Source organism: Rhizobium sp. Nf11,1 (assembly GCF_050587665.1).
GTDB lineage: Bacteria > Pseudomonadota > Alphaproteobacteria > Rhizobiales > Rhizobiaceae > Rhizobium.
Genome location: NZ_JBOBHU010000004.1, coordinates 294,640 through 317,529, shown reverse-complemented (window position 1 = coordinate 317,529; position 22,890 = coordinate 294,640). Strand labels below are relative to the sequence as shown.

The 22,890-nt window shown below is 60.5% G+C and carries 23 protein-coding genes; 18 read left to right on the top strand and 5 right to left on the bottom strand.

Going from position 1 to position 22,890, the window contains the following annotated elements:
• Positions 1-242: 242 nt before the first annotated feature.
• The 3 genes from ACQ7C1_RS09285 (at position 243) to ACQ7C1_RS09275 (ending at position 3,417) form a co-directional block, all read left to right on the top strand.
• Positions 243-623, top strand: a complete 381-nt coding sequence (locus ACQ7C1_RS09285; RefSeq protein ID WP_430958068.1) for a toll/interleukin-1 receptor domain-containing protein — start codon at positions 243-245, stop codon at positions 621-623.
• Positions 613-1,293, top strand: a complete 681-nt coding sequence (locus ACQ7C1_RS09280) for a hypothetical protein (RefSeq protein WP_430958067.1) — start codon at positions 613-615, stop codon at positions 1,291-1,293. Before ACQ7C1_RS09285 ends, ACQ7C1_RS09280 begins: the two co-directional genes overlap by 11 nt.
• Positions 1,294-1,506: 213 nt before the next feature.
• On the top strand, positions 1,507-3,417 hold the full coding sequence (locus ACQ7C1_RS09275) for a beta-N-acetylhexosaminidase (RefSeq protein WP_430958066.1): 1,911 nt from the start codon (positions 1,507-1,509) through the stop codon (positions 3,415-3,417).
• Here the strand turns inward: ACQ7C1_RS09275 and ACQ7C1_RS09270 are convergent.
• Positions 3,414-4,331 (bottom strand): ROK family protein, encoded by a 918-nt coding sequence (locus ACQ7C1_RS09270; protein ID WP_430958065.1) that lies wholly within the window; start codon positions 4,329-4,331, stop codon positions 3,414-3,416. The genes ACQ7C1_RS09275 and ACQ7C1_RS09270 overlap by 4 nt on opposite strands.
• A 306-nt stretch (positions 4,332-4,637) precedes the next feature.
• Between ACQ7C1_RS09270 and ACQ7C1_RS09265 the strand changes: the two genes are divergently transcribed.
• The 9 genes from ACQ7C1_RS09265 to ACQ7C1_RS09225 all read left to right on the top strand — a co-directional run bounded on the left by ACQ7C1_RS09265 (position 4,638) and on the right by ACQ7C1_RS09225 (position 14,531).
• A complete protein-coding gene (locus tag ACQ7C1_RS09265; RefSeq protein ID WP_430958090.1) occupies positions 4,638-5,216 on the top strand; it encodes an exopolysaccharide biosynthesis protein in 579 nt (192 codons plus the stop codon).
• A 115-nt stretch (positions 5,217-5,331) separates the two neighbouring features.
• Positions 5,332-6,285 (top strand): sugar-binding transcriptional regulator, encoded by a 954-nt coding sequence (locus tag ACQ7C1_RS09260; RefSeq protein WP_085779554.1) that lies wholly within the window; start codon positions 5,332-5,334, stop codon positions 6,283-6,285.
• A gap of 145 nt (positions 6,286-6,430) precedes the next feature.
• Positions 6,431-7,741 carry an ABC transporter substrate-binding protein gene (locus ACQ7C1_RS09255; protein WP_085779553.1) on the top strand — a complete coding sequence of 437 codons (1,311 nt, stop codon included), beginning with the start codon at positions 6,431-6,433 and terminating at the stop codon, positions 7,739-7,741.
• A gap of 134 nt (positions 7,742-7,875) precedes the next feature.
• Entirely contained in the window at positions 7,876-8,748 is an 873-nt protein-coding gene (locus ACQ7C1_RS09250; protein ID WP_085780200.1) for a carbohydrate ABC transporter permease, read from the top strand.
• 1 nt (position 8,749) lies between these two features.
• Positions 8,750-9,580, top strand: coding sequence for a carbohydrate ABC transporter permease (locus tag ACQ7C1_RS09245; protein WP_085779552.1), 831 nt, complete (start codon positions 8,750-8,752; stop codon positions 9,578-9,580).
• A gap of 16 nt (positions 9,581-9,596) precedes the next feature.
• A complete protein-coding gene (locus ACQ7C1_RS09240) occupies positions 9,597-10,595 on the top strand; it encodes an ABC transporter ATP-binding protein (RefSeq protein WP_430958064.1) in 999 nt (332 codons plus the stop codon).
• An 82-nt stretch (positions 10,596-10,677) separates the two neighbouring features.
• Positions 10,678-12,159 carry a mannitol dehydrogenase family protein gene (locus ACQ7C1_RS09235; RefSeq protein WP_430958062.1) on the top strand — a complete coding sequence of 494 codons (1,482 nt, stop codon included), beginning with the start codon at positions 10,678-10,680 and terminating at the stop codon, positions 12,157-12,159.
• Between the two features lie 99 nt (positions 12,160-12,258).
• Positions 12,259-12,948, top strand: coding sequence for an HAD family hydrolase (locus ACQ7C1_RS09230; protein WP_430958061.1), 690 nt, complete (start codon positions 12,259-12,261; stop codon positions 12,946-12,948).
• Complete coding sequence (locus ACQ7C1_RS09225; RefSeq protein ID WP_430958060.1) at positions 12,948-14,531, top strand: FGGY-family carbohydrate kinase; 1,584 nt, start codon at positions 12,948-12,950, stop codon at positions 14,529-14,531. The genes ACQ7C1_RS09230 and ACQ7C1_RS09225 overlap by 1 nt, the downstream gene beginning before the upstream one ends.
• 10 nt (positions 14,532-14,541) lie before the next feature.
• Here the strand turns inward: ACQ7C1_RS09225 and ACQ7C1_RS09220 are convergent, their stop codons facing one another.
• On the bottom strand, positions 14,542-15,396 hold the full coding sequence (locus ACQ7C1_RS09220) for a MurR/RpiR family transcriptional regulator (RefSeq protein ID WP_430958059.1): 855 nt from the start codon (positions 15,394-15,396) through the stop codon (positions 14,542-14,544).
• Between the two features lie 234 nt (positions 15,397-15,630).
• Between ACQ7C1_RS09220 and ACQ7C1_RS09215 the strand changes: the two genes are divergently transcribed.
• Complete coding sequence (locus tag ACQ7C1_RS09215; RefSeq protein WP_430958058.1) at positions 15,631-16,344, top strand: sulfate transporter family protein; 714 nt, start codon at positions 15,631-15,633, stop codon at positions 16,342-16,344.
• 3 nt (positions 16,345-16,347) lie between these two features.
• On the opposite strand, the gene ACQ7C1_RS09210 is transcribed toward ACQ7C1_RS09215, so the two are convergent.
• On the bottom strand, positions 16,348-16,773 hold the full coding sequence (locus tag ACQ7C1_RS09210; protein WP_430958057.1) for a VOC family protein: 426 nt from the start codon (positions 16,771-16,773) through the stop codon (positions 16,348-16,350).
• Between the two features lie 77 nt (positions 16,774-16,850).
• Between ACQ7C1_RS09210 and ACQ7C1_RS09205 the strand changes: the two genes are divergently transcribed.
• Complete coding sequence (locus tag ACQ7C1_RS09205; protein ID WP_430958056.1) at positions 16,851-17,429, top strand: TetR/AcrR family transcriptional regulator; 579 nt, start codon at positions 16,851-16,853, stop codon at positions 17,427-17,429.
• On the opposite strand, the gene nth is transcribed toward ACQ7C1_RS09205, so the two are convergent.
• A complete protein-coding gene (gene nth, locus ACQ7C1_RS09200) occupies positions 17,394-18,191 on the bottom strand; it encodes an endonuclease III (protein WP_430958055.1) in 798 nt (265 codons plus the stop codon). The genes ACQ7C1_RS09205 and nth overlap by 36 nt on opposite strands.
• On the opposite strand from nth, the gene ACQ7C1_RS09195 reads away from it, so the two are divergent.
• Both ACQ7C1_RS09195 and ACQ7C1_RS09190 read left to right on the top strand, forming a co-directional pair.
• Positions 18,190-18,687, top strand: a complete 498-nt coding sequence (locus ACQ7C1_RS09195) for a DUF2244 domain-containing protein (protein WP_430958054.1) — start codon at positions 18,190-18,192, stop codon at positions 18,685-18,687. The genes nth and ACQ7C1_RS09195 overlap by 2 nt on opposite strands.
• A 79-nt stretch (positions 18,688-18,766) precedes the next feature.
• Positions 18,767-19,639 carry a methylated-DNA--[protein]-cysteine S-methyltransferase gene (locus tag ACQ7C1_RS09190; RefSeq protein ID WP_085860514.1) on the top strand — a complete coding sequence of 291 codons (873 nt, stop codon included), beginning with the start codon at positions 18,767-18,769 and terminating at the stop codon, positions 19,637-19,639.
• Between the two features lie 52 nt (positions 19,640-19,691).
• Here the strand turns inward: ACQ7C1_RS09190 and ACQ7C1_RS09185 are convergent, their stop codons facing one another.
• Positions 19,692-20,675, bottom strand: a complete 984-nt coding sequence (locus tag ACQ7C1_RS09185) for a sugar-binding transcriptional regulator (RefSeq protein WP_221112669.1) — start codon at positions 20,673-20,675, stop codon at positions 19,692-19,694.
• Positions 20,676-21,101: 426 nt separating this feature from the next.
• On the opposite strand from ACQ7C1_RS09185, the gene tal reads away from it, so the two are divergent.
• Both tal and ACQ7C1_RS09175 read left to right on the top strand, forming a co-directional pair.
• Entirely contained in the window at positions 21,102-22,067 is a 966-nt protein-coding gene (gene tal, locus ACQ7C1_RS09180; RefSeq protein WP_430958053.1) for a transaldolase, read from the top strand.
• Between the two features lie 93 nt (positions 22,068-22,160).
• Complete coding sequence (locus ACQ7C1_RS09175) at positions 22,161-22,829, top strand: DUF1345 domain-containing protein (protein WP_430958052.1); 669 nt, start codon at positions 22,161-22,163, stop codon at positions 22,827-22,829.
• Positions 22,830-22,890 lie beyond the last annotated feature (61 nt).

Below are 22,890 nucleotides of genomic sequence, written 5' to 3'. Positions count from 1 at the left end.
CTCGAGGTTGCGCAGCTCGGACGACGTGCCCTGGATCTGCTCGCGGGTGCCGTCTTCAGATGCTGTCAGGGTCAGTTCCATTGATGCATGAAGAACGACGGGGTGGTCCGACTTTATGGGCTTCCTCCCGCAGGACACCCAGACTTGATGCATTGGCTGCAGGCGACAAAAGCTTGCGAAGGCAACAGGATATCTTAATGCTAGGCACGGAATCAATGATGTAACACGAGCTTTCAGCCGACATGAGCAAAGTATTTATTAGCCATGCTACCGCAGACGCCCGGCTTGCAAAGCTGATGGTCAATTTTCTCAAGGAGGCCGTTGGCGTCAAGGATGGTGACGTCTTCTGCAACAGTATAACAGGTCATGGCGTTCCTCTGATGGCTGATTTCAACGGGTATATCCGCGACCAGATTGAGCAGCCCTATATCGTACTTGCTCTCGTGACGCCCGCTTACTTCGATAGTGATTTCTGCTTGATGGAACTTGGCGCAGCATGGTCAAAGTCGCTGAAAACCCTCGCGGTAGTCGTGCCAGATGTTTCGTTTGACATCGTGACGAAGACGCTTGGCCTGAAACAAGCTTGGCGTATTAACGACCATATTCAGGGCCTTGTTCAGTGAGTTGGAGCTTGAAACCCGTGCCCCCGCGACCTGGGAAGGAAAGACGGCTGAATGGCGAAAAAAGCTTCCGGCTGTCCTAAGGGCGCTTCCTTCCTCTAAGTCCGTTTCGAAGGAAAGCCACGATGCCGCGCTCTCTGAGATCACCACTTTAAAGCGCACCACGGCTGAGGAAGTTGAACGAGCAGTTGGCCGAAGCCGCGAGCTTGAGGAAGAGAACATTACGCTCCGAAAAAGGCTGGCAGACAACGAAGCTTGTCTACCTCGAATCCTTATTGCCGAGGGCGAGCCGCTGATAGCCGAGGACTTGCAGCTCAATCTGCTAAAGAACCGATACGATGTCGTCGGAATCGCGAGAACGAAGGAAGAGGCGATTGTCGCTGCACTTGAACATAGGGCGGAGATCATCCTCACCGAGACCGCCCTAGCTGACGGCTCCTCCGGAATCGAGTTGATAAACCACCTTTACTCACTGCTGGACTGCGTTGCCATTTTTGTGACGGCGTATCCAGAAAGGCTCTTGTCGGGGACCCGACCGGAGCCCGTCTTCCTGGTGACGAAGCCCTTCACGCCCGATATGATCGTCCAAATGGTCGGGAATGCCCGGACGCATCTTTTGGAAAGGCGAGCCCTGGCCCAAACACGGACAGCAATGGAGCGGCCGGCCAAGTAGCTGCCAATGACTCGAAACGATTTGCAGGATATTTAATCTCGATCATGAAACCACCCCAGCTCTTTGTTCCGCCGCAATTCCTGCAAACCGTGCAGGCCGCCCCCGCTTGAACTCGCGTTGATTCCATTGCCCTCCCGAAAGAGCTAAGCTCGTGAAAGCATGCCGGGCGAGCGGTCGCGATCCCGGCCGCTCATTGACGGGGAGGGCGAGACCATGGCCGATTATCGTCTGGAAACAAGCTGGCATCCGGTCGAAGGCAGTTTCGGGCGCTTGATTTTCACGCTCTTCAATCTCTCGGCCGAGCCGCTTTCCGGTTTCTCGCTCGCCTATACGTCGGAGACACGGGTTGCCGAAAAACACGTCTGCGATGGCGGCAGCCTGAAGCGACAAGTCGCGCATCTCCATGAATTCCGGCCGCCCGACGGGCTGAGTGTGCCGCCGGGCGGCCACTGGCGGTTCACCGTCGAGGGACTGACCCGAGAGCCGAAACATGTGACATCGGGGGTCAAATCGGCCTATCTGGCACTTGGCGACGGGCGCCATATTGCTGTCGCCTTCGGCGATCTGATTCTCGAAGACCGCGATGGCGGAATTGCGCCGCCGCTTCTGCCGCCGGGCCGGGTAGAGGAGCCTTATTCGCTGCTGCCCTGGCCGCTGGCGCTCGCGTTGAAGGCGGGAGAACTGCCGCTCGTCCTTTATCCGGCCGAGAGGACACGGCCCGAGGCGGTCAAGGCGTTGTCTCTGGTTCTTTCGCTTTACCAGCGGCTTTATCCGGCCGAAAATGTGCCGTTCTCGCTCTGCGCCGTAAAGGGCGGGCGGGCTATTCGTTTCGTTACTGAATCATCGATCGCTGCGTTCGCCTATGAAATACGATTTACCGCGCATGAGGTCGTGCTCTCCAGCGCGGATGCGGCGGGTCGGCACTATGGCCTGATCAGTCTGGCGCAAATCATGCACGGCGCGCGTGCCAATCGGGAGAGCTTCAGATTTCCGAATTTCGGCACGATCGCCGACCAGCCTCGTTATGACTGGCGCGGCTGCCATCTCGATGTGGCCAGACAGTTCTATCCGGTGGCTGACGTCATGCGGCTGATCGATATCCTCGCCTGGAACAAGCTCAACATCTTCCATTGGCACCTGACAGACGACGAAACCTGGCGGCTGGAGATCAAGGCCTATCCCCAGCTTACGGAGATCGGCGCGCTGCGCGGGCCGGACGAGGTGCTTGTGCCGCAGCTTGGTGACGGGGCGGAACCGCGCTCTGGCCATTACACGCAGGAGGATGTCAGGCGGATCGTCGCGCATGCTGCGTCGCTTCAAATAGAAGTAGTGCCGGAAATCGATGTTCCCGGCCATAGCACCGCGACGCTGTTGTCACTGCCCGAACTCGTCGACGGGCAGGAGGCGCCGGACAGCTATCGCGCCGTGCAGGGTTATCCCAATAATGCCCTCAACCCGGCGGTCGAATTCACCTATGAGTTCCTCGGGAAGGTGTTCGACGAGATGGTCACGCTGTTCCCCGGTGAATATATCCATATCGGCGGCGACGAGGTCGCAAGCGGCGCCTGGCTTTCCTCGCCGCTTTGCAAGGCGCTGATGGAACGGGAGAAAATTGCCGGCACAGCGGAGCTGCAATCCTATTTGCTGAAACGGATCAAGGCCATGTTGTCGGAGCGCGGCAGGAAGCTCGCCGGCTGGAACGAAGTCTCGCATGGCGGCGGAGTTGATCGCGACGGCACTTTGCTGATGGCCTGGGAAAAGCCCGCTGTCGGAATCGAGCTGGCGCAGCAAGGTTACGATGTGGTGATGACGCCGGGCCAAGCCTATTATCTCGACATGGCGCAAGCGGAAGCCTGGTCTGAGCCCGGCGCGAGCTGGGCTGGCCATGCGCCGCCGGAACACACCTATGCTTACGAGGCCGAGGGCGAGTTGCCGGATGCGCTGCGGGAGAAGCTGCGCGGCGTCCAGGCCTGCATCTGGACTGAAAACTTCCTCTCTCGCGCCTATTTCAACCGGCTGGTCTTCCCGCGCCTTCCGGCCGTCGCCGAAGCCGGATGGACGCCATTGGAACGCAAAGACTGGGACCGGTTCGCAGCGATCGTGCGGATGTGGCCGGTGCTTTAAGACGTGATTGCTTCCGCCTTGAGCCCCAACAGCGCTGCGCCGATCAGGCCAGGTTCGATGCGGCATTCACTCGGCACCACCAGCGGACGGTCGAATTTGCGCAGGATGCGGGTACGCACGGCCTTGTCTAGCTCGGCGAGCAAGGGCTCGACATTGGAAAGTCCGCCGCCGACCGGAACGATGGTGGCGCCGGTGATGTTGATCGTCAGGGCGAGCGGTGATGCAACCAGATCGACATAGACGTCGATGGTGCGTGTCGCCTTCTCCTCCCCTTGTCGCCACTGACCGATGATCTCTTCGCTTGAGAGCTTGAGATCATGCAGCGTCTTATGCAGGCGCTCCAGCCCGCGGGCGCCGCCGACAGTGTCGACACAGCCCTTCTGGCCGCAGCCGCAGGCGTAAGCAGGAATGGCGACGGGAGGATTACCGGCCGCCGAGGCGATGATCGGCCCATGACCCCATTCGCCGGCAAAGCCTCCGGCCTCATTGACGAGCCGCCCGTCGGCGACCAGACCGCCGCCGACGCCGGTGCCGAGGATGGCACCGAAGACGATGCGATGGCCGCGGCCGGCGCCGAGACCGGCTTCAGCCATGGCGAAACAGTCGGCGTCATTGGCGATCAGCACCGGCAAGCCGAGTTCGGCTTCGAGATCGGCCGCGAGCGTGCGGCCGTGGATGCAGGGAATGTTGGCGCAGGTCAGCCGCTGGGTATCGGGATCGACGACGCCAGCGATCGAGAGGGCAATACGGCTCGGGCGTTCGCCGGTTTCGGCGATGATATCGCACAGGGTCTCGACGAAAGCGCCAAAATCATCCTTCGGCGTCGGACGGCGGCCAAGGGGAACGATGTCTGACTCGGAGCGGGCGATGCCGCCCTTGATGGCGGAACCGCCGATGTCGAATGAAATGACCATTGCCTGCCTGCCGTTTCTCTAGCCTTCAGCGTCTGCTCGCACTGTTGGCAGGGAATTTCAAGCCTTGATGCATCTGCCTGCCACGCGCTTGCGGCGCAAAAAAGCGGCGGTCGAATGTAAATGGCCGCCGACAGGTCTTCTCATTGATTTCCTGTCCCTTAAGTCATTCAATTGGCATATTGCGCGGCCAAGATCGGGCTTGGCATTCCATCATCTAACGGTATCATGACCTTCGAAAACGCCGATCCCCACAGACGCCGAAGACCACGTCCGCCCCGTCCAAAAGGCCGCCGCCTCTCAGCTGTCCTGCGGCAGTTGGCAGGCGATCAAAGCCGGGAGTGGATTTCGATCGGCGATCTGTTCGAGACGATGGGTGACAGGGCGATCAGTGCTCTGATGTTGATCTTCGCGCTGCCGAACGCTTTTCCCACCCCGCCCGGCACATCGGCCGTGCTTGGCGCGCCGCTGATTTTTCTGGCGGCCCAATTGACCTTCGGGCTAAAACCCTGGCTGCCGAAGGCGATCGCAAACCGCTCGATGCGGCGGGAGGATTTTGAGACTATCGTCGGCCGCATCCATCGCTGGCTCGCCTGGGCGGAGCGCATGCTGAAGCCGCGACTTGCCATCTTCGCCGAACCGCCGGCGGAATATTTCGCCGGCCTCGCCTGTCTGCTGCTTTCGATCGTGCTGGTTCTGCCGGTACCGCTCGGCAATATCCTGCCGGCAATCACCATTTCGGTGTTCGCGTTCGGCATTATGGGCCGTGACGGGCTTTTCGCGCTCATTGGCTTTATCATGACGACCGTGTCGCTCGTCATTGCCGGCAGCGTGATTTACGGTCTCGCGAAGGCGTCGATTTATTTCGTCATGCAATGGTTCGCCTGAGCGGTTGCGTCAACAGGCTCGACATTTTCGGGAATTTTGTTTTGAACTGGCGTGGATAGAGACTCACATCATGCCGGCGGCGGCAAGCCGGCTCATTTTGCGCGGTAGGCAGTAGATGGCAAAAAGATCCGAGACCCCTGCACGGCTCGACGATGCAGCCCGTGCCGGTTGGCTTTATTATGTCGCCGGACGCACGCAGGATGAAATCGCCGCCACGATGGGCATTTCACGGCAATCGGCGCAGCGGCTGGTGTCGCTTGCTGTCGCCGAGCGTCTGATCAAAGTGCGGCTCGACCATCCGATCGCCGCCTGCCTCGAGCTTGCCAACCAGCTGCGGCGAAAATTCGGGCTGAAACATGTGGAAGTGGTGCCGAGCGATGCGGGATCCTCGTCGACCACCATCGGCATCGCCGAGGCGGGTGCGGCCGAGATCGAGCGCTGGCTGAAGCGGCCGGAACCGATCGTGCTGGCGGTTGGCACCGGCCGCACGCTGAAGGCGGCGGTCGACCAGCTTCCGGCGATCGAATGTCCCAATCACCGGATCGTCTCTCTGACCGGCAATATCGCGCCGGACGGTTCGGCCGCCTATTACAACGTCATCTTCAGCATGGCGGATGCAGTGAAGGCACGGCACTATCCGATGCCGCTGCCGGTGCTCGTCACCTCGGCCGAAGAACGGGAGCTGCTGCATGGGCAGCAACTGGTGCGCTCGACGCTCGACATGAGCGCGCAGGCAGACGTCACCTTCGTCGGCATCGGCGAGCTCGGCATCGACGGGCCGCTCTGCGTCGATGGCTTTCTTGAAAAGGACGAGATGATGGAACTGATGCGTGGAGGCGCCGTCGGTGAAATCTGCGGCTGGATCTTCGATGTCGACGGCAAACTGCTCGACAACCCGATCAACGAGCGTGTCGCCTCGGCGCCGATCCCGTCCCGCGAGGCTTCGATGGTTATCGGACTCGCCAAAGGCAAGCGAAAATACAAGGCTATCAGAGCCGCCGTAGTCGGCCATCAAATCAATGCTCTGATCACTGACGAAGAGACCGCTGAGTTTTTGCTCAAAAGCTGAGCAAAAAATATAGCAATTAAATCAAGGACAAGACCACTGCCTTCGGCATCGCAGCAACGATTGTCGATTGACTTTTTTCATGCAGTGATGAGTAATTGCTCATGAGCAAAGCGAATGCTCACATCTCGTCTTCTGGGAGGAAGATATGACATTGAGAACTTTCCTGCTGGGCGCCTGCTCAGCATTGGCGTTTGCCGGCATGGCTTCGGCCGAGACGCTGACAATTGCGACCGTCAACAACGGCGACATGATCCGGATGCAGAAGCTGACGGACGACTTCAAGGCAAAGAATCCCGGCATAGACCTTGAATGGGTCACCCTCGAAGAAAACGTGCTGCGCCAGAAGGTCACGACCGACATCGCGACCAAGGGCGGCCAGTACGACGTTCTGACGATCGGCACCTATGAAGTTCCGATCTGGGCGAAGCAGGGCTGGCTGCTGCCGCTCGACAATCTCGGCGACGCCTATGACGTCAACGACCTGCTGCCGGCCATCCGCAGCGGCATCAGCATGGACGGCAAACTCTATGCCGCGCCGTTCTATGGCGAAAGCTCCATGGTCATGTACCGCAAAGACCTTTTCGACGCCGCTGGCCTGAAGATGCCCGACGCGCCGACCTGGGACTTCATCGCGGACGCTGCGAAGAAGGTCACCAACAAGGACAAGGAAATCTACGGCATCTGCCTGCGCGGCAAAGCTGGCTGGGGCGAAAACATGGCCTTCCTGACGGCTATGTCGAACTCCTTCGGTGCGCGCTGGTTCGATGAGAAGTGGAAGCCGCAGTTCGATCAGCCCGAGTGGAAGGACACGCTGACCTTCTACGTCAACCTGATGAAGGAAGCTGGCCCTCCGGGCGCCTCCTCCAACGGCTTCAATGAAAACCTGGCGCTCTTCCAGACCGGCAAGTGCGGCATGTGGATCGACGCGACGGTTGCCGCTTCCTTCGTCTCCGATCCGAAGCAGTCGCAGGTCGCCGACAAGGTCGGCTTCGCGCTCGCTCCGGACAAGGGCCTCGGCAAGCGCGGCAACTGGCTCTGGGCCTGGAACCTCGCCATTCCGGCAGGCTCGCAGAAGGTCGAGGCCGCCGAGAAGTTTGTCGCCTGGGCAACGAGCAAGGAGTACACCAACCTGGTTGCCGAGAAGGAAGGCTGGCTGAACGCACCTCCGGGCACCCGCACCTCGCTTTATGCGAATGCGGAGTATCAGAAGGCTGCTCCCTTCGCCAAGATGACCCTCGATTCGATCAACTCGGCCGACCCGACCAAGCCGACCGTCAAGCCGGTCCCTTATGTCGGCGTCCAGTTCGTGGCGATCCCGGAATTCCAGGGCATCGGCACGGCGGTGGGCCAGCAGTTCTCGGCAGCCCTTGCCGGCCAGATTTCGGTCGATCAGGCTTTGAAGAGCGCACAGCAGCTGGCGACCCGCGAAATGACCAAAGCCGGCTACATCAAATAACCTCCTGAGAAGAGGCGGATCCTTGACAATCCGCCCCTCTGGGCCGCCGATTGCCCAAACCGCATCGGCGGCCTCTTTTCCAGATCAAGCTGCATTGCGGCCGCTCCCCGCTTCACTTCAGATCGGTGATTGCCATGGCAACAACACATACTCGCTCCGCGGCGCGCCTGATGATTGCGCCCTCCGTGCTGTTCCTCTTTGCGTGGATGATCGTCCCGCTTGCGATGACGATCTATTTCTCTCTGCTGAACTATAATCTGCTCAGCCCTGGCATGGAGAGCTTCGTCGGCCTGCTGAACTACGAATATTTCCTGTCAGATCCGGCCTTCATCGCCGCTCTGATCAATACGCTGCTGCTTGTCGCCGGCGTTCTCGTCGTCACCGTCGTCGGCGGCATCGCCTTCGCGCTGCTGCTCGACCAGCCGATGTACGGCCAGGGCATCGTGCGCATCCTTGTCATCGCGCCGTTCTTCGTCATGCCGACAGTGGCAGCACTCGTTTGGAAGAACATGTTCATGAACCCGGTCAACGGCCTGTTTGCGCATCTTGCGAAGGCGCTCGGCCTGCAGCCGATCGACTGGCTGGCGAATGCGCCGCTGCTCTCCGTCATTCTCATCGTCGCCTGGCAGTGGCTGCCCTTTGCCACGCTCATCCTGTTGACGGCGCTGCAGTCGCTCGATGAGGAGCAGAAGGAGGCGGCCGAAATGGACGGCGCCGGGGCGATCTCGAAATTCATCTACATCATCCTGCCGCACATGGCGCGTGCCATCACCGTGGTGATCCTGATCCAGACGATCTTCCTGCTCTCGGTCTTCGCCGAAATCCTCGTCACCACCAATGGCGGGCCGGGCACCGACAGCACCAACCTCACCTATCTCGTCTATGCGCAGGCTCTGCTGCAGTTCGATATCGGCGGCGCTTCTGCAGGCGGCATCGTCGCGGTCGTGCTTGCCAATATTGTCGCGATCTTCCTCGTCCGCCTCGTCGGCAAGAATCTGGAGGCTTGAGATGGCCAGAAAAGTCACAACTCAGCGCAAGCTCATCGTGACGGCGGTCGCCTGGACGCTCGGCATCCTGATCTTCTTCCCGATCCTCTGGACGTTCCTGACCAGCTTCAAGTCGGAAGCCGACGCCATCGCCTCGCCGCCGCAGTTCCTGTTCTTCCACTGGACCGCGGAGAACTATGCGGAAGTGCAGAGCCGGTCGAACTATCTCAGCCACTTCATGAACTCGGTGGTCATTTCCTTCGGCTCGACGCTGATCGGCCTGATCATCGCTATTCCGGCCGCCTGGGCGATGGCGTTCGCGCCGACCAAGCGGACGAAGGACGTGCTGATGTGGATGCTCTCGACCAAGATGATGCCGCCTGTGGGCGCGCTGATCCCCATCTATCTGATGTTCCGCAATTCCGGTCTGCTCGACACGCGCATCGGGCTGGTGATCGTGCTGACGCTGATCAATCTGCCGATCATCGTCTGGATGCTCTACACCTACTTCAAGGAAATTCCCGGTGAGATCCTCGAAGCGGCCCGCATGGACGGCGCCTCGCTGATGAAGGAGATCGTCTACGTGCTGACGCCGATGGCGGTGCCGGGCATTGCCTCGACGCTGCTTCTGAACATCATCCTTGCCTGGAACGAGGCCTTCTGGACGCTCAACCTCACCGCCTCGAAGGCGGCACCGCTGACGGCCTTCATCGCCTCCTATTCCAGCCCCGAAGGCTTGTTCTATGCCAAGCTCTCGGCGGCCTCGACCATGGCGATCGCGCCGATCCTGATCCTCGGCTGGTTCAGCCAGAAGCAACTCGTCCGCGGCCTGACCTTCGGCGCAGTGAAATAAGAAAAGGGAGACAAACATGGGCAGCATTACCCTTCAGAAGGTTTCCAAGGTCTTCGGCGAAGCCAAGGTCATCCCTTCGATCGATCTCGATATCAACGACGGCGAGTTCGTCGTCTTCGTCGGTCCATCCGGCTGCGGCAAGTCCACGCTGCTTAGGCTGATCGCCGGTCTTGAGGATGTCTCCGGCGGCAAGATCGTCATCGACGGCAAGGACGCCACCGAGAAGGCGCCGTCGGAGCGCGGCCTTGCCATGGTGTTCCAGTCCTACGCGCTCTATCCGCATATGAGCGTGCGCAACAACATCGCCTTCCCGCTGAAGATGGCGGGCGTCGACAAGGCGGAAATCGACCGTAAGGTGACGGATGCGGCACGAGTGCTGAACCTCACCGACTATCTCGAGCGCAAGCCGCGCCAGCTTTCCGGCGGTCAGCGCCAGCGCGTCGCGATCGGTCGCGCCATCGTGCGGCAGCCTTCAGCCTTCCTCTTCGATGAACCGCTGTCGAATCTCGACGCGGCTCTGCGCGTCAATATGCGCCTCGAAATCAGCGAGTTGCATCAGCAGCTGAAGACGACGATGATCTATGTCACCCATGACCAGGTCGAGGCCATGACCATGGCCGACAAGATCGTCGTGCTGAACCGCGGCAATATCGAGCAGGTCGGCTCGCCGCTCGAACTCTACAGCCGCCCGCGCAATCTTTTCGTCGCCGGCTTCATCGGCTCGCCGAAGATGAATTTCATCAAGGGCCAGAACGCCGCCGAGCTCGGCGCGCACACGCTCGGCATCCGTCCCGAACACATACTGCTGTCGATGGAGAGCGGCGATTGGAAGGGCAGGGTCGTCGTTGCCGAGCATCTCGGTTCCGACACCTTCCTGCACATAGATGTCGAGGGGATCGGGATGGTGACGGCGCGTGGCAGTGGCGATTTTGCCGCGCAAGCGGGCGACACGGTCTATCTGACGCCGGACCGGTCACGCATTCATAAATTCAACGAGGGCGGCCTTGCCATCTGAGCAGGCGGCCGGCTGGGGGCAGGCATGCGAGCCGGGCGATGGCGCTCGGCCGTCTCGGCAAGACCTTCAAGAGGACTGAAACATGACGTGCAAATTATCGCTGGCAACGCTTTCGGACGCGGCGCGCACTGCCGCCATCCCTTCCTACGACAGGGCGTCGCTGAAAGCCGGCATCGTGCACTTCGGCGTCGGCAATTTCCACCGCGCGCATCAGGCGATCTATCTCGACGATCTCTTCAACCAGGGCGCCGATCACGACTGGGCAATTATCGGTGCCGGCGTTCTGCCATCGGATGCCGCCATGCGCGAGAAGCTTGCGGCGCAGGATTTCTTGACGACGGTGGTGGAGCAGGACAACAACAAGACGGCGGCGCGTGTCACCGCCCCGATGATCGACATTCTGCCGGTCGGCGATCCTGCCGCCATCATCGCCAGGCTTGCCGATCCCGAGATACGCATCGTCTCGCTGACGATCACCGAGGGCGGTTATTTCATCGATGCTTCAGGCACGTTCAATCCGGCCCATCCTGCTATCGCCGCCGATGGACAAAATCCCGGTGCGCCGAAGACGGTTTTCGGTCTGATCGTCGCTGGCCTCAAGGCGCGCAAGGACAAGGGCATCGGACCTTTCACCGTGATGTCCTGCGACAACATTCCCCATAATGGCGTCGTCACCGCCAATGCCGTGATCGGCACGGCAGCCCTTTCGGATGCCGCCCTTGCCGACTGGATCAGGGCTAATGTTGCCTTTCCAAACGCGATGGTCGACCGCATTACGCCGGCGACCGGCCAGCGGGAGATCAATTTCCTCAGGGACAATTTCGGCATTGAGGACAATTGGCCGGTTTATTGCGAAGAATTCAAGCAGTGGGTGCTCGAAGACAAGTTCACGGCCGGCCGCCCGGCCTTGGAAAAGGTCGGCGTCACCTTCGTGCCCGATGTCACGCCTTACGAGCATATGAAGATCCGCATCCTGAACGGCGGGCATGCCGCGATCGCCTATCCGGCGGCGCTGATGGACATTCATTTCGTGCATGAAGCCATGGAACATCCGCTGATCCGGGCGTTCCTGGCCAAGCTGGAGACAGACGAAATCATTCCGATCGTGCCGCCGGTGCCAAACACCTCGCTGACGGATTATTTCGCCCTCATCGAACATCGGCTTCTCAATCCGAAGATCGCCGATACCATCCCGCGTCTGGCGCAGGATGGCTCGAATCGCCAACCGAAATTCATCCTGCCGTCCACGCTCGACAATCTGCGCCAGGGCAGAGATGTCATCGGCCTGGCGCTGGTCTCGGCGCTCTGGTGCCGTTATTTCGCCGGCAAGACCGACAGCGGCAAGGATATCGTCTTCAACGACGCCAGCGCCGAGCGCCTGCACGCAGCGGCGCTGAAGGCAAAGGCCGATCCGTCAGCCTTCCTCGGCTTCGATGATATTTTCGGCGAGGTGGCGAAATCGGATCTTTTCCGCAAACGTTTTGCTCATGCTGTTAAAACCTTGTGGGAAAAGGGCACGCGGGAAACGCTGCAGCTCTATCTCGACGGCAAGCTCGCAGTGTAAGGGGAATGCGGATGGCGGCATCGGCTGGCGCCATCCATCCCGCCTTGCGGGCGGCGCGGGACGATCATGCGTCCGAATTGAAGTCAGGTTGGGTATTTCATGGCTGATGCTGAACCACGGCTGGTCATTTTCGATTGCGACGGCGTGCTCGTCGACAGCGAACCGATCTCGATCAGCGTGCTCGTCAGGGCGATGAGTGATCTCGGCGTTTCGATTACCGAAGACCAGGCCTATGAGCGCTTCCTCGGACGCAGCCTGGCAACCCTCATCGATACGCTGGAAACCGAGTTCAATATTCACGCCGGCGAAGAATTCCTGGAGCGCATTCGCACTGATCTCTACGCGCGGTTTCGCACCGAGCTGAAGCCGATAGACGGCATCGCGGCGACGATCGACGGACTTGGCATTCCCTATTGTGTCGCTTCATCAAGCCAGATGGAGCGAATCCGGTTGTCGCTGTCCGTCACCGGACTTCTCGACAGGCTGCCCGACATCTTCAGCGCGACGATGGTCAAGCGCGGGAAACCGGCGCCCGATCTCTTCCTCCACGCGGCACGGCAAATGCATGTCGAGCCGGGATCCTGCCTCGTCATCGAGGACAGTCCGGCCGGCATTGCTGCCGCCAAGGCGGCGGGCATGACGGTCTTTGCCTTCACCGGCGGATCGCATGCGAATTTCGCCGGATACCGCGCCGAACTCGACCGGCTTTCGCCTGATGTCGTGTTTGACGCCATGCCGGAATTGATACACCTTGTCCGCAACCATAAGCTGGACGGGACTGCAATTTGATGCGTGATCATGTGGTTGCGGTGGATGTCGGCACCGGCAGCGCGCGCGCCGGCGTCTTCGATGCCGGGGGCCATCTGCTGGCCAAGGCTGAACATCCGATTGTCATGAACCGGCCGCGTGAAAACCACGCCGAGCACGATTCCGAAGACATCTGGTCGGCCGCCTGCACCGCGGTGCGCAGGGCGATGGAGCAATCCGGTATTGCCGCCGCCTCGGTCGGAGCAATCGGCTTCGACGCTACCTGTTCCCTCGTGGTCCGCGACGTCGAAGGTGGGCCGATCAGCGTGTCCACAACCGGTGAGCGGCGTTTCGACACTATCGTGTGGCTCGATCATCGCGCGCTGAAGGAAGCCGACTTCTGCACGGCGACGGAGCACAGGGTGCTTGAACATTCCGGCCACGTCATGTCGCCGGAAATGGAAATGCCGAAGCTGATGTGGCTGAAGAAGAAGCTGCCGGCGACGTGGGAAAGGGCGGGCTATTTCTTCGACCTTGCTGATTTCATGACCTGGAAATCAACTGGGTCGACCGCCCGTTCTCGTTGCACGCTGACGGCAAAATGGAATTATCTCGCCCATCTCGAAAAGGGATGGCAGCAGGATTTCCTGCAGCGGATCGGGCTCGATGATCTTCAGACTCGCGGCCGGCTGCCGGATGAGACTGTGCCGGTCGGCGGCAGTATAGGCCGGCTGACGGCTGATGCGGCCGAGGCGCTCGGGCTGACTACGGAGTGCCATGTCTCCGCGGGAATGATCGACGCTTATGCCGGCGCGCTTGGGGCGCTCGGCGGTTATGCCGCCGATCCCGTAACACGTGAGCGCCAGCTGGCACTGATCGCCGGCACGTCGAGCTGCGTCGTCGCCTTCTCGCGGGAGTGCAAGCCAAGCCACGGCATGTGGGGGCCTTATTACGAGGTTGTCTTCCCGCAGTCCTGGCTGGTGGAAGCGGGGCAATCGGCGACCGGTGCGCTGCTCGACCATATCGTGCGCATGCATGCTGCCGGCGGTGAGCCGACAGCGGCATTGCACCAGAAGATCGTCGCGCGCATCGCCGAATTGCGGGCAGAGGAGGGCGACGCTTTCGGCGAGCGTATTTTTGTGCTGCCGGACTTTCACGGCAATCGCTCGCCGCTTGCCGATCCGCATGCCGTCGGCGTAATCAGCGGGCTGACGCTCGACACTTCCTTCGACGGGCTTTGCGCGCTCTATTGGCGGTCTGCCGTCGCGATCGCTCTCGGCATCCGCCATATCCTGGAGACGATGAAGGACTACGGCTACGTGCCCGATACGCTGCATATCGCCGGCGGACACGTGAAGAACCCGGTGCTGATGGAACTCTATAGCGACGCCACCGGCTGCAAGGTCGTGGTGCCGAAGATGAACGAGGCGGTGCTGCTCGGTACGGCGATTGCGGCATCCGTCGCCTGCGGCCTGCACGAGGATTTGGCGGCAGCCGGCGAGGCGATGTATCGGGGCGGCGTCGAACGGCTTCCCGACGAAGCGAAACAGGCGCTTTACGACCGCGATTATCGCCGTCTTCTGGCCATGCATCGGCACCGTGCCGAGCTGGAAGCGATGTTCTGAAAGCTCACATCTAGTGGTTCGCGGTTTCACCGAGGACGGCCGCAAATTCCAGCATGCGGCGGCGGCGCAGCGCTGCCTCCTCTCCGACTTCGAGAATGACGGATTCCGAAAGGCAATCGAGCAGTGCGATCAGCGGCGGAAGGTTGTCGAGATCGGGAGCGCGTGCCGGCGGCAAGGACAGCATGACGTTTGACTGATCTGCCATCCAGTCTGCTTGCTGAGGCGAAATCAGCACGACCTTGTAGCCGTAGCGGCGCGCGGTTCTGGCAAGCAGCCGTGCCTTGGCGAAACGGCGGCAGTCGATGATGACGAGCAAAGCGTCGTCGACGGCCTGCCGGGCGAAGAGTTCGGCAAAACGGTTGTCGGTGGCATCGAGCGTGCGAACGCCATCGCGGGCCTGCGTCAGCCGCTGGGAGAAATGATTGGCAAGGCTTGCGAGCCGCGCATGCGTGGCGATCGATACTTCGCGGGCCGTGCTGATCAGGCGGACGGCTTCGGCCCAAAGCGGCTGCGCCGTCAGATGATAGATGTGATGCAGGGCCTGGATCTGCTCGGCAACCAGCACGGCAAGCGGCTTGCCCTCCGCGGCGTCCGCATGCAGTTCGCTCATGGCGCTCTGCAACTGCGCCGGCGATGTCGTCACGGTCTCGCGAATTTCCACCTTGACGCTGTCCAAACCCTGATAGCCGAGCGCGCGCAGGAAGCGCCCGACGGTCATCGGCGAGAGGTCCAGCCTGTCGGCGACAGATGCTGCCGTCTCAAACGGCAGGTCGTTCAGGTGCTCGGAGAAATATTTCGCAATACGACGCTCGGCCGGTGTGCCGCTTTTTACGTATTGCCTGAGTTTATGTACAAAGTCTTCCACATCAGCCTCCCCGTATTTCCTCAGAGGCGTTCCGTGGATGCGCTATCGCAATCCCTTGTCTTGGCAACTATTGTCGGAAGCTGCTTCTCAGGCCCATGCGTATTTCTGCGTCTCATAATATTATATTCGTTCTAATATTGCGACAAGTTTCTATTAAAGCCTGCAATTTTATTCTCTCTTGTCGGTAGCATTCGCCTTTCCTACATCTTTTGCGCAACCGGAGACGCTGAAGAAATGATTCTTGATGCCGCACGCCTTTCGCTCGCCAATCTGTTCGCGCCGGAGACACGCTTGGTCTTCTGGAAGGTGCTCGGCCTGACGCTTCTCGTGCTCGTCGGCCTCTGGTTCGCGCTACGGGGGGCCTTCATGGCCTTCCTCTTTCCCTGGCTCACCAGTTTCTTTCCCGATATGCCGGATTGGGCGGGATGGTTTGCTCTGGTCTTCGCAATCCTTGCCGGGGTCGGCCTTGCACTCGTGCTGGCGTTGCTGCTTTCGCCCGTCACGGCGCTGATTGCGGGCCTTTTCCTCGACGATGTCGCCGACGTTATCGAAAAACGTGACTATCCCGGCGACGCGCCGGGCGCCGCCATGCCGCTCGGCCCGGCGATGGCGAGCTCGATCAAATTCCTGGGGGTGGTGATCCTCGGCAATATCGTGGCGTTGTTGTTGCTGTTCATTCCCGGCGTCAATCTGGTCGCTTTCTTTCTGGTGAACGGCTATTTGCTCGGACGGGAATTCTTTGAATTCGCCGCCATGCGCTTCCGTTCGCCGCATGAAGCGCGGCTCTTCCGTGCCAAACATGCGCCGACGGTCTTTCTCGGCGGGCTGGTCATCGCGCTCTTTCTGGCGATCCCCGTGGTCAACCTGCTGACGCCTCTCTTTGCGGCGGGCATGATGGTGCATCTGCACAAGCTGATTTCGGCAAAGGACGCCGGTTTTCGCGCCTGAGGATCAACCCGGTAAGGCTGATGTCTCGTACATTGGCGCAAATTCGGCGCTCGGCGGGATCGGCGTGATGATGTCGATCAGCACGCCGTTCGGATCGGCGGTGATGAAATGCCGCTGGCCGAAATCCTCGTCGCGGATCTCCTGCAGGATCGGGAGGTTTGCGCTGTTGCAGGCCGCGTAGACCGCATCGACATCGGCAACCTCGAAATTGAGGAGCAGTCCGGACACTTTGCCGCGAGCCGCAGCCGGGATGGTTTCGTGGCTGCCGTCGAGGATTGCGAGCGAGACATGCTCCGCCTCAGTCGATTGCAGATGAACGTACCACTCGCTCTCGAACAACGCCCCGAAGCCGAAATGCGTGCAATAGAAGCGGGCGGAACCGGCAACGTCGTCGGTCATGATGACAGGATAATAGCTCGTCGATTTCATCCTTTTCCTCCATAGATACAAACAGACTGTATGTTTTTATTCTTAACATACAGTCTGTTTGTATGTAAATGGGGGAAATGGGCCGCAGCAATCGCGAAAGAACGGAACAGACAAGAGGGGCGCTGATCGATGCCGGACGACGCCTCTTCGTCGATAAAGGGTATGCCGAAACGGCGACGCCGGAGATCGCGGCGGCGGCGGGTGTGACACGCGGAGCGCTCTATCATCATTTCGAAGACAAGAAGGCGCTCTTTCGCGCGGTTGTCGAAGTCGAGGCGCGCGCAGTCGCCGAAGCAATCGCGGCATCTTCGGCGTCCGATGATACGCCGCGCGACGCGCTGATTGCCGGCGTTTCGGCCTATTTCGACGCAATGATGGCGGAGGGCCGCACGCGGCTGCTATTGATCGACGCTCCTGCCGTTCTCGGTCTGCCGGCGAGCCAGGCGATCGATGCCGACAACGCGGAAAGGACATTGCGGACAGGACTTGCAGCCATGCTTCCGAGAGCTGGCGCTACGCTTGAGCCTCTGACATTGCTGCTATCGGCGGGCTTCGACCGCGCGGCAATTGCGATCGAGGCGGGCGCCGAACGGCGGAGCTACGAACAAGCGATCACTGTTCTACTCGACAGCCTCGCCGATCACCTGCGGCGGTAGTTCGACCAGCGGGGCCGGCACATCCGAACTCTTCTCCGGCGATTTGCAAATATCGGCGATGACGCAGCGCTCGCATTCGGGGCGGCGTGCCTTGCAGGTGTAGCGCCCGTGCAGGATCAGCCAGTGATGGGCGTGATAGAGATAGTGTTTCGGCACCACTTTCATCAATCGCGCTTCGACTTCATCAGGCGTCTTGCCGGGAGCAAGCCTGATGCGATTGGCGATCCGGAAGATGTGCGTATCGACGGCCATGGTGGCCTGGCCAAAGGCCATCGACAGCACGACATTGGCAGTCTTGCGGCCGACACCCGGCAGGCGCACCAGTTCCTCGCGCGTTTCCGGCACCTTGCCGGCGAAGTCGTCGACCAGCATTTGCGAGAGCGCGATGACGTTTTTCGCCTTGTTGCGGTAAAGGCCGATAGTCTTGATGTAATCGCGAAGCTTGTCCTCGCCGAGATCGAGCATTTTCTGCGGCGTATCGGCTACCTTGAAAAGCGCTCGCGTCGCCTTGTTGACGCCGGCATCCGTGGCCTGGGCGGAGAGAGCCACCGCCACGACGAGGGTGAAAGGGTTGGTGTGTTCCAGCTCGCCCCGCGGCTCGGGTCGCTGCACGGAAAAGCGACGGAAGATTTCCTCGCGCTCGGCCTGCGAATAGGCGGTTTTCACCGCCGCCGCCGGTTTGCGGCGGGTGATCACATTCGTGCCTTGCGGCAGGGATTTGAGTTTCGGATTCGCCATAGAAACTCTATACTCAGCGGTCATGATGGAAAGCAACGCCAACAGCTCTAGCGAGCAGCCTGTTTTCGCCGCCGAGCTCTTCCCCCACCGGTCGCTCGGCCGCCGCGGCTTCAAGGTGCTGCTCATCCTGTCCGGCGCCGTCTGCTTCCTCTATGGGATGTTCTTCATCGCTACCGGCGCCTGGCCGATCGGCTTCTTCTTCGGATTGGATTTTGTGCTTCTCTACGGCGCCTTCTGGCTGAATTACCGGTCCGGGCGGGTGCGCGAACAGGTCACCGTGTCGCGCACCGACGTATCGGTGCGCAAGTTTGCCCCATCGGGGCGGATGGTAGAGCATCATTTCAACCCGTTCTGGGCGCGTTTCCTCGTTCGGAGGCATCAGGAGATCGGCATCCTCTCGATGCATATTTTCGGCGAGGGCCGGCGCACGGATATCGGCTCCTTCCTCAATCCGGATGATCGCGAGAGCTTCGCAAAGGCCTTCAAAGGCGCGCTTGCGACGGTCAAGCAGCGTATCTGAGCGTAGTGGACGAGCGCGCAAGAATCGGGTGGTTTGCCCCGGCCCTATTGATTATCTCCTTGTTGCAAGGAGAAAGACCATGGATATGATCGCGAACCTGCAGACCGACATCACGCCTGACGGCCCCGATTACGATATCGTCCGTCGGGTCATCGAACTCATCACCGAGGATTATCGCGACCAGCCGTCGCTGGAGGCGATCGCCGCTAGGCTCAACCAGTCGCCGACGCAGCTGCAGAAGACCTTCACCCGCTGGGCCGGCCTCTCGCCGAAAGGTTTCCTGCAGGCGGTGACGCTCGACCACGCCAAGCGGCTGCTGCGCAAGGAAGACATGCCGTTGCTCGAGACGTCGATCGAAGTCGGCCTCTCCGGGCCGAGCCGCCTGCACGACCTTTTCGTGACCCATGAGGCGATGTCACCCGGCGAATGGAAGGCAAAAGGCGGCGGCCTCACCATCCGCTACGGTTTCCACATCTGCCCCTTCGGCGTGGCGCTGATCATGGTGACCGATCGCGGTCTTGCCGGCCTTGCCTTCAGCGATTCCGGCGGGGAACGGGCTTGCCTCGAGGACATGACCTGCCGCTGGCCGAATGCCGAATACATCGAAGACCTGCAGGCGACGATGCCCTATGCCGCCCGCATCTTCCAACCCGGAAAATGGTCTTCCGAGCAGCCGCTTCGCGTCGTGCTGATCGGGACGGACTTCCAGGTGCGCGTCTGGCAGAGCCTCATGAAGATACCGTTCGGCAAGGCGGTCACCTATTCCGACATCGCCAACGATATTGGCCGGCCGACGGCGCAGCGCGCAGTGGGCGCGGCGGTCGGGGCAAATCCGATCTCCTTCGTGGTGCCTTGCCACCGGGCGCTCGGCAAGAACGGTGCGCTGACGGGCTACCACTGGGGCCTCACCCGCAAACGGGCGATGCTCGGTTGGGAATCGGCGCATGCGTAAAGCCTGCCCAGCAAAAAGCACGGCATGCCAATCTCCAAGATCGCGGCGCCTTTTAGGCCTGTTCGGCAAGTTCCAGCAATGCTTGCGCCGCACCTTCATCGGTGATCAGCGTGTTGCAGCCGATGCGCTTGATCGTGGCGCGGATGGCGGTGGCCCGGTGGGCGCCGCCGGAGGAAAGCACGATGTGCTTGGCCTCTTTCAGCATGTCGAGGTCGACGGACATCACGCGCTGGTTGATCGAGTGATCGACCGAATTGCCGTCCTTGTCGAGGAAATTGAACATGGTGTCGCAGACGCAGCCGGCATTGATCAGTTCTTGCAACTCGGCCTTCGATATCCAGCCTTCCGATAGCGAGGTCGAGTGCGGCCCGATATCACCGCAGCTGACGATCGCGAGATCGAGGTTCTCGGCGAGGCGGTAGATCGTGTCCAACCCGCATTTGTCGATCAGATTGCGTTTGGTTTCGATGGAATCGACGAGAAGCGGCGCCAGGAACATGTAACATTCGGCGCCGAGCTGGTTGGCCAGCCGCCAAGTGTAATCGATCGGATTCGTCTGATGCACGGCAACGATGCCGCCGAGCAGCGAAACGACCTTACAATTGGCGCGGCGTGGCGGCCGGAAGCTCGCCAGCGAGGCGGTCATGGTGCGGCCCCAGCCGACACCGATCGTATAGTCGTCGGGAATGGCTTCGGAGAGGAACTGGCCAAGCGCCAAGCCGACGTTCTTTGCCAGTGAATCGACATCGCCATGAACCGGCGCAGGCACGACGATCGCTTCGTCGAGGCCATAGGCACGCTCCAGCTTGACCGAAAGCTCGACGCAATCGCCGATCGAATCGTTGATCCAGATCTGGACTTCGCTGCGTTTCATCGACTCGTCGAGCAGGCGGATCACCGTCGTCCGGCTGATGCCGAGCTGTTCGGCGACGTCTTTCTGGGTCAGGCCCTCATTGTAATAGAGCCATGCAGCCCTCAGCCGCAGCGAGGATGCCTCGGAATAGGCGGTATGGGTGCCGCGTTTGAGCTTGACCACGTCTCCTCCCGCAGGATTTTCGCCTAAATCCCTGATGGGACGAAAGGCTGCGCCTATGCGTTTGCTGCCGGGATAATGACGGGTGTGACACTTATGTCAATCAGAATGCACAAATGTCCTTGACTTTTCCTTGCGCGAACGGCGATAGTCCTCGCGACACAAAGTCGTCCCTGTCAGTCCGAGGAGGACATAGTGCGGGCATGCCGAAAGTCACGACCGGCCTTTGCGCCGCAGGCGGTATCGCCTGCGTTCGAGCAGCCGTTCGCATGCGGCCGGAACACGTCGACTGTCCCTCACGTTTATGAATCATCCGTGACGGAAGCGCGTATATTCGCCCGCAGCATGCAAAACATCTGTCCCTAGATCATCTCTTTGCCGGGCGGAAGTCGCGCCGGTCCGCTTTGAATTCAATAAGGATCACCAACCATGACATCCAAGCTTGACCAACTCCGCGAGATTACCACCGTCGTCGCCGATACAGGCGATATTCAGGCAGTCGCCCGCCTGAAGCCGGTCGACTGCACGACCAATCCATCCATCGTCCTAAAGGCGCTCGGTACCGAAATGTTCGCAGACGACATGAAGGAAGCGATCGCCTGGGGCAAGAAGCTCGGCGGCGATGCAAATGTTGCCGCTGCAGCCGTTGCCGACCGCCTTGCCATCTCGGTCGGCGCCGCCCTGGTGAAGCTCGTTCCCGGCCGCGTTTCGACGGAAGTCGATGCCGACCTGTCCTTCGATACCGAAGCATCGCTGAACAAGGCACGCAGCATCATTGCCGCCTACAAGGAACGCGGCATCGAGAAAGACCGTATCCTCATCAAGCTCGCGTCTACCTGGGAAGGCATTCGCGCAGCGGAAATCCTGCAGAAGGAGGGCATCGACTGCAATCTGACGTTGCTCTTCTCCAAGGCGCAGGCGATCGCCTGCGCCGATGCCAAGGTTTTCCTGATTTCGCCCTTCGTCGGCCGTATCCTCGACTGGTACAAGAAGTCGACGGGCAAGGATTTCACTGCCGAGGAGGATCCGGGCGTCATCTCCGTCCGTGACATCTACAACTACTACAAGGCCAACGACATCAAGACGGTCGTCATGGGCGCGTCCTTCCGCAATACCGGCGAGATCGAAGCGCTGGCCGGTTGCGATCGCCTGACCATCGCTCCGAACTTGCTCGACGAGCTTTCGAACGACCAAGGCAAGCTCGAGCGCAAGCTGTCGCCTGAAACGGTCAGGCCGGCTGCCAAAATCTCCGTCGACGAAAAGACCTTCCGCTGGATGATGAACGAAGACGCGATGGCGACGGAAAAGCTCGCGGAAGGCATCCGCGCCTTCGCCAAGGACCTGTCGACGCTGCGCACCATGGTGCAGAAGGAACTGCAGCTCGCTGCCGCCTGATAGAGCACGCCAACGATCGAAGGCGCGGATGCCGGGCTGGCAACCGCGCCTTTTTCATGCTCTTATCAATGACATATGCTGTCGGAGACCGATATGGCGGACGAGGAACCGGCAAGGTCGCCTGTGGCACTTGCCCGCAAGCACGCAAGCTTCATCATTGCCGCTGTTGCCGGACTGGTGGTCTTCTTGGCTCTGGCCTCGCGGGAGGTCAGTGCCGGCAATATCCTGTTCGGCTGGAATATCAGCGCCATTGTTTTTGTCGCGCTCAGCTGGCGCAAGATGCTGCGGGCGACGGTCGAATCGATCCGGAAACGCGCCGCCGATCTCGATTTTTCGGATACCGTTTTGCTGGCCCTTTCAATCGGTGCTGCGCTTGCGAGCATCGTCGGCATCGGCACCGAGCTTCATTCGATCAAGGAGGCGCCACCTGACGTTGCGCTGTCGCGAGCGGGTGCCGCGGTGCTGACGATTCTGATCTCGTGGATTTTTCTGCATACGCTTTTCACCATCCACTATGCCCATTATTTCTATGGCGGGGCGGACGAAGAGAGCGGCCTCAAATTCCCCGACGGCATCGAAGAGCCCGGCTATTGGGACTTCCTCTATTTCTCCTTCACCGTCGGCGTTGCCGCGCAGACCGCGGATGTCGCGGTCAGTTCGACCAGCATGCGCAAGCTAACACTGCTGCATGCCGTGCTGTCGTTCCTGTTCAACACGACGATCCTGGCGCTGGCGATCAATGTCGGTGCAAGCCTGTTATAATGCGCCGTAGCCGGCGACCGGGAGGATCCAGCCCATAACACCCGGGAGACGGGACGGAATT

Excerpts from the sequence above, each read along its gene's own strand:
- ACQ7C1_RS09285 (WP_430958068.1), top strand. The coding sequence starts at position 243 with ATGAGCAAAGTATTTATTAGCCATGCTACCGCAGACGCCCGGCTTGCA.
- ACQ7C1_RS09275 (WP_430958066.1), top strand. The coding sequence starts at position 1,507 with ATGGCCGATTATCGTCTGGAAACAAGCTGGCATCCGGTCGAAGGCAGT.
- ACQ7C1_RS09270 (WP_430958065.1), bottom strand. The coding sequence starts at position 4,331 with ATGGTCATTTCATTCGACATCGGCGGTTCCGCCATCAAGGGCGGCATC.
- ACQ7C1_RS09260 (WP_085779554.1), top strand. The coding sequence starts at position 5,332 with ATGGCAAAAAGATCCGAGACCCCTGCACGGCTCGACGATGCAGCCCGT.
- ACQ7C1_RS09255 (WP_085779553.1), top strand. The coding sequence starts at position 6,431 with ATGACATTGAGAACTTTCCTGCTGGGCGCCTGCTCAGCATTGGCGTTT.
- ACQ7C1_RS09250 (WP_085780200.1), top strand. The coding sequence starts at position 7,876 with ATGGCAACAACACATACTCGCTCCGCGGCGCGCCTGATGATTGCGCCC.
- ACQ7C1_RS09245 (WP_085779552.1), top strand. The coding sequence starts at position 8,750 with ATGGCCAGAAAAGTCACAACTCAGCGCAAGCTCATCGTGACGGCGGTC.
- ACQ7C1_RS09240 (WP_430958064.1), top strand. The coding sequence starts at position 9,597 with ATGGGCAGCATTACCCTTCAGAAGGTTTCCAAGGTCTTCGGCGAAGCC.
- ACQ7C1_RS09235 (WP_430958062.1), top strand. The coding sequence starts at position 10,678 with ATGACGTGCAAATTATCGCTGGCAACGCTTTCGGACGCGGCGCGCACT.
- ACQ7C1_RS09230 (WP_430958061.1), top strand. The coding sequence starts at position 12,259 with ATGGCTGATGCTGAACCACGGCTGGTCATTTTCGATTGCGACGGCGTG.
- ACQ7C1_RS09225 (WP_430958060.1), top strand. The coding sequence starts at position 12,948 with ATGCGTGATCATGTGGTTGCGGTGGATGTCGGCACCGGCAGCGCGCGC.
- ACQ7C1_RS09215 (WP_430958058.1), top strand. The coding sequence starts at position 15,631 with ATGATTCTTGATGCCGCACGCCTTTCGCTCGCCAATCTGTTCGCGCCG.
- ACQ7C1_RS09210 (WP_430958057.1), bottom strand. The coding sequence starts at position 16,773 with ATGAAATCGACGAGCTATTATCCTGTCATCATGACCGACGACGTTGCC.
- ACQ7C1_RS09205 (WP_430958056.1), top strand. The coding sequence starts at position 16,851 with ATGGGCCGCAGCAATCGCGAAAGAACGGAACAGACAAGAGGGGCGCTG.
- ACQ7C1_RS09195 (WP_430958054.1), top strand. The coding sequence starts at position 18,190 with ATGATGGAAAGCAACGCCAACAGCTCTAGCGAGCAGCCTGTTTTCGCC.
- nth (WP_430958055.1), bottom strand. The coding sequence starts at position 18,191 with ATGACCGCTGAGTATAGAGTTTCTATGGCGAATCCGAAACTCAAATCC.
- ACQ7C1_RS09190 (WP_085860514.1), top strand. The coding sequence starts at position 18,767 with ATGGATATGATCGCGAACCTGCAGACCGACATCACGCCTGACGGCCCC.
- tal (WP_430958053.1), top strand. The coding sequence starts at position 21,102 with ATGACATCCAAGCTTGACCAACTCCGCGAGATTACCACCGTCGTCGCC.
- ACQ7C1_RS09175 (WP_430958052.1), top strand. The coding sequence starts at position 22,161 with ATGGCGGACGAGGAACCGGCAAGGTCGCCTGTGGCACTTGCCCGCAAG.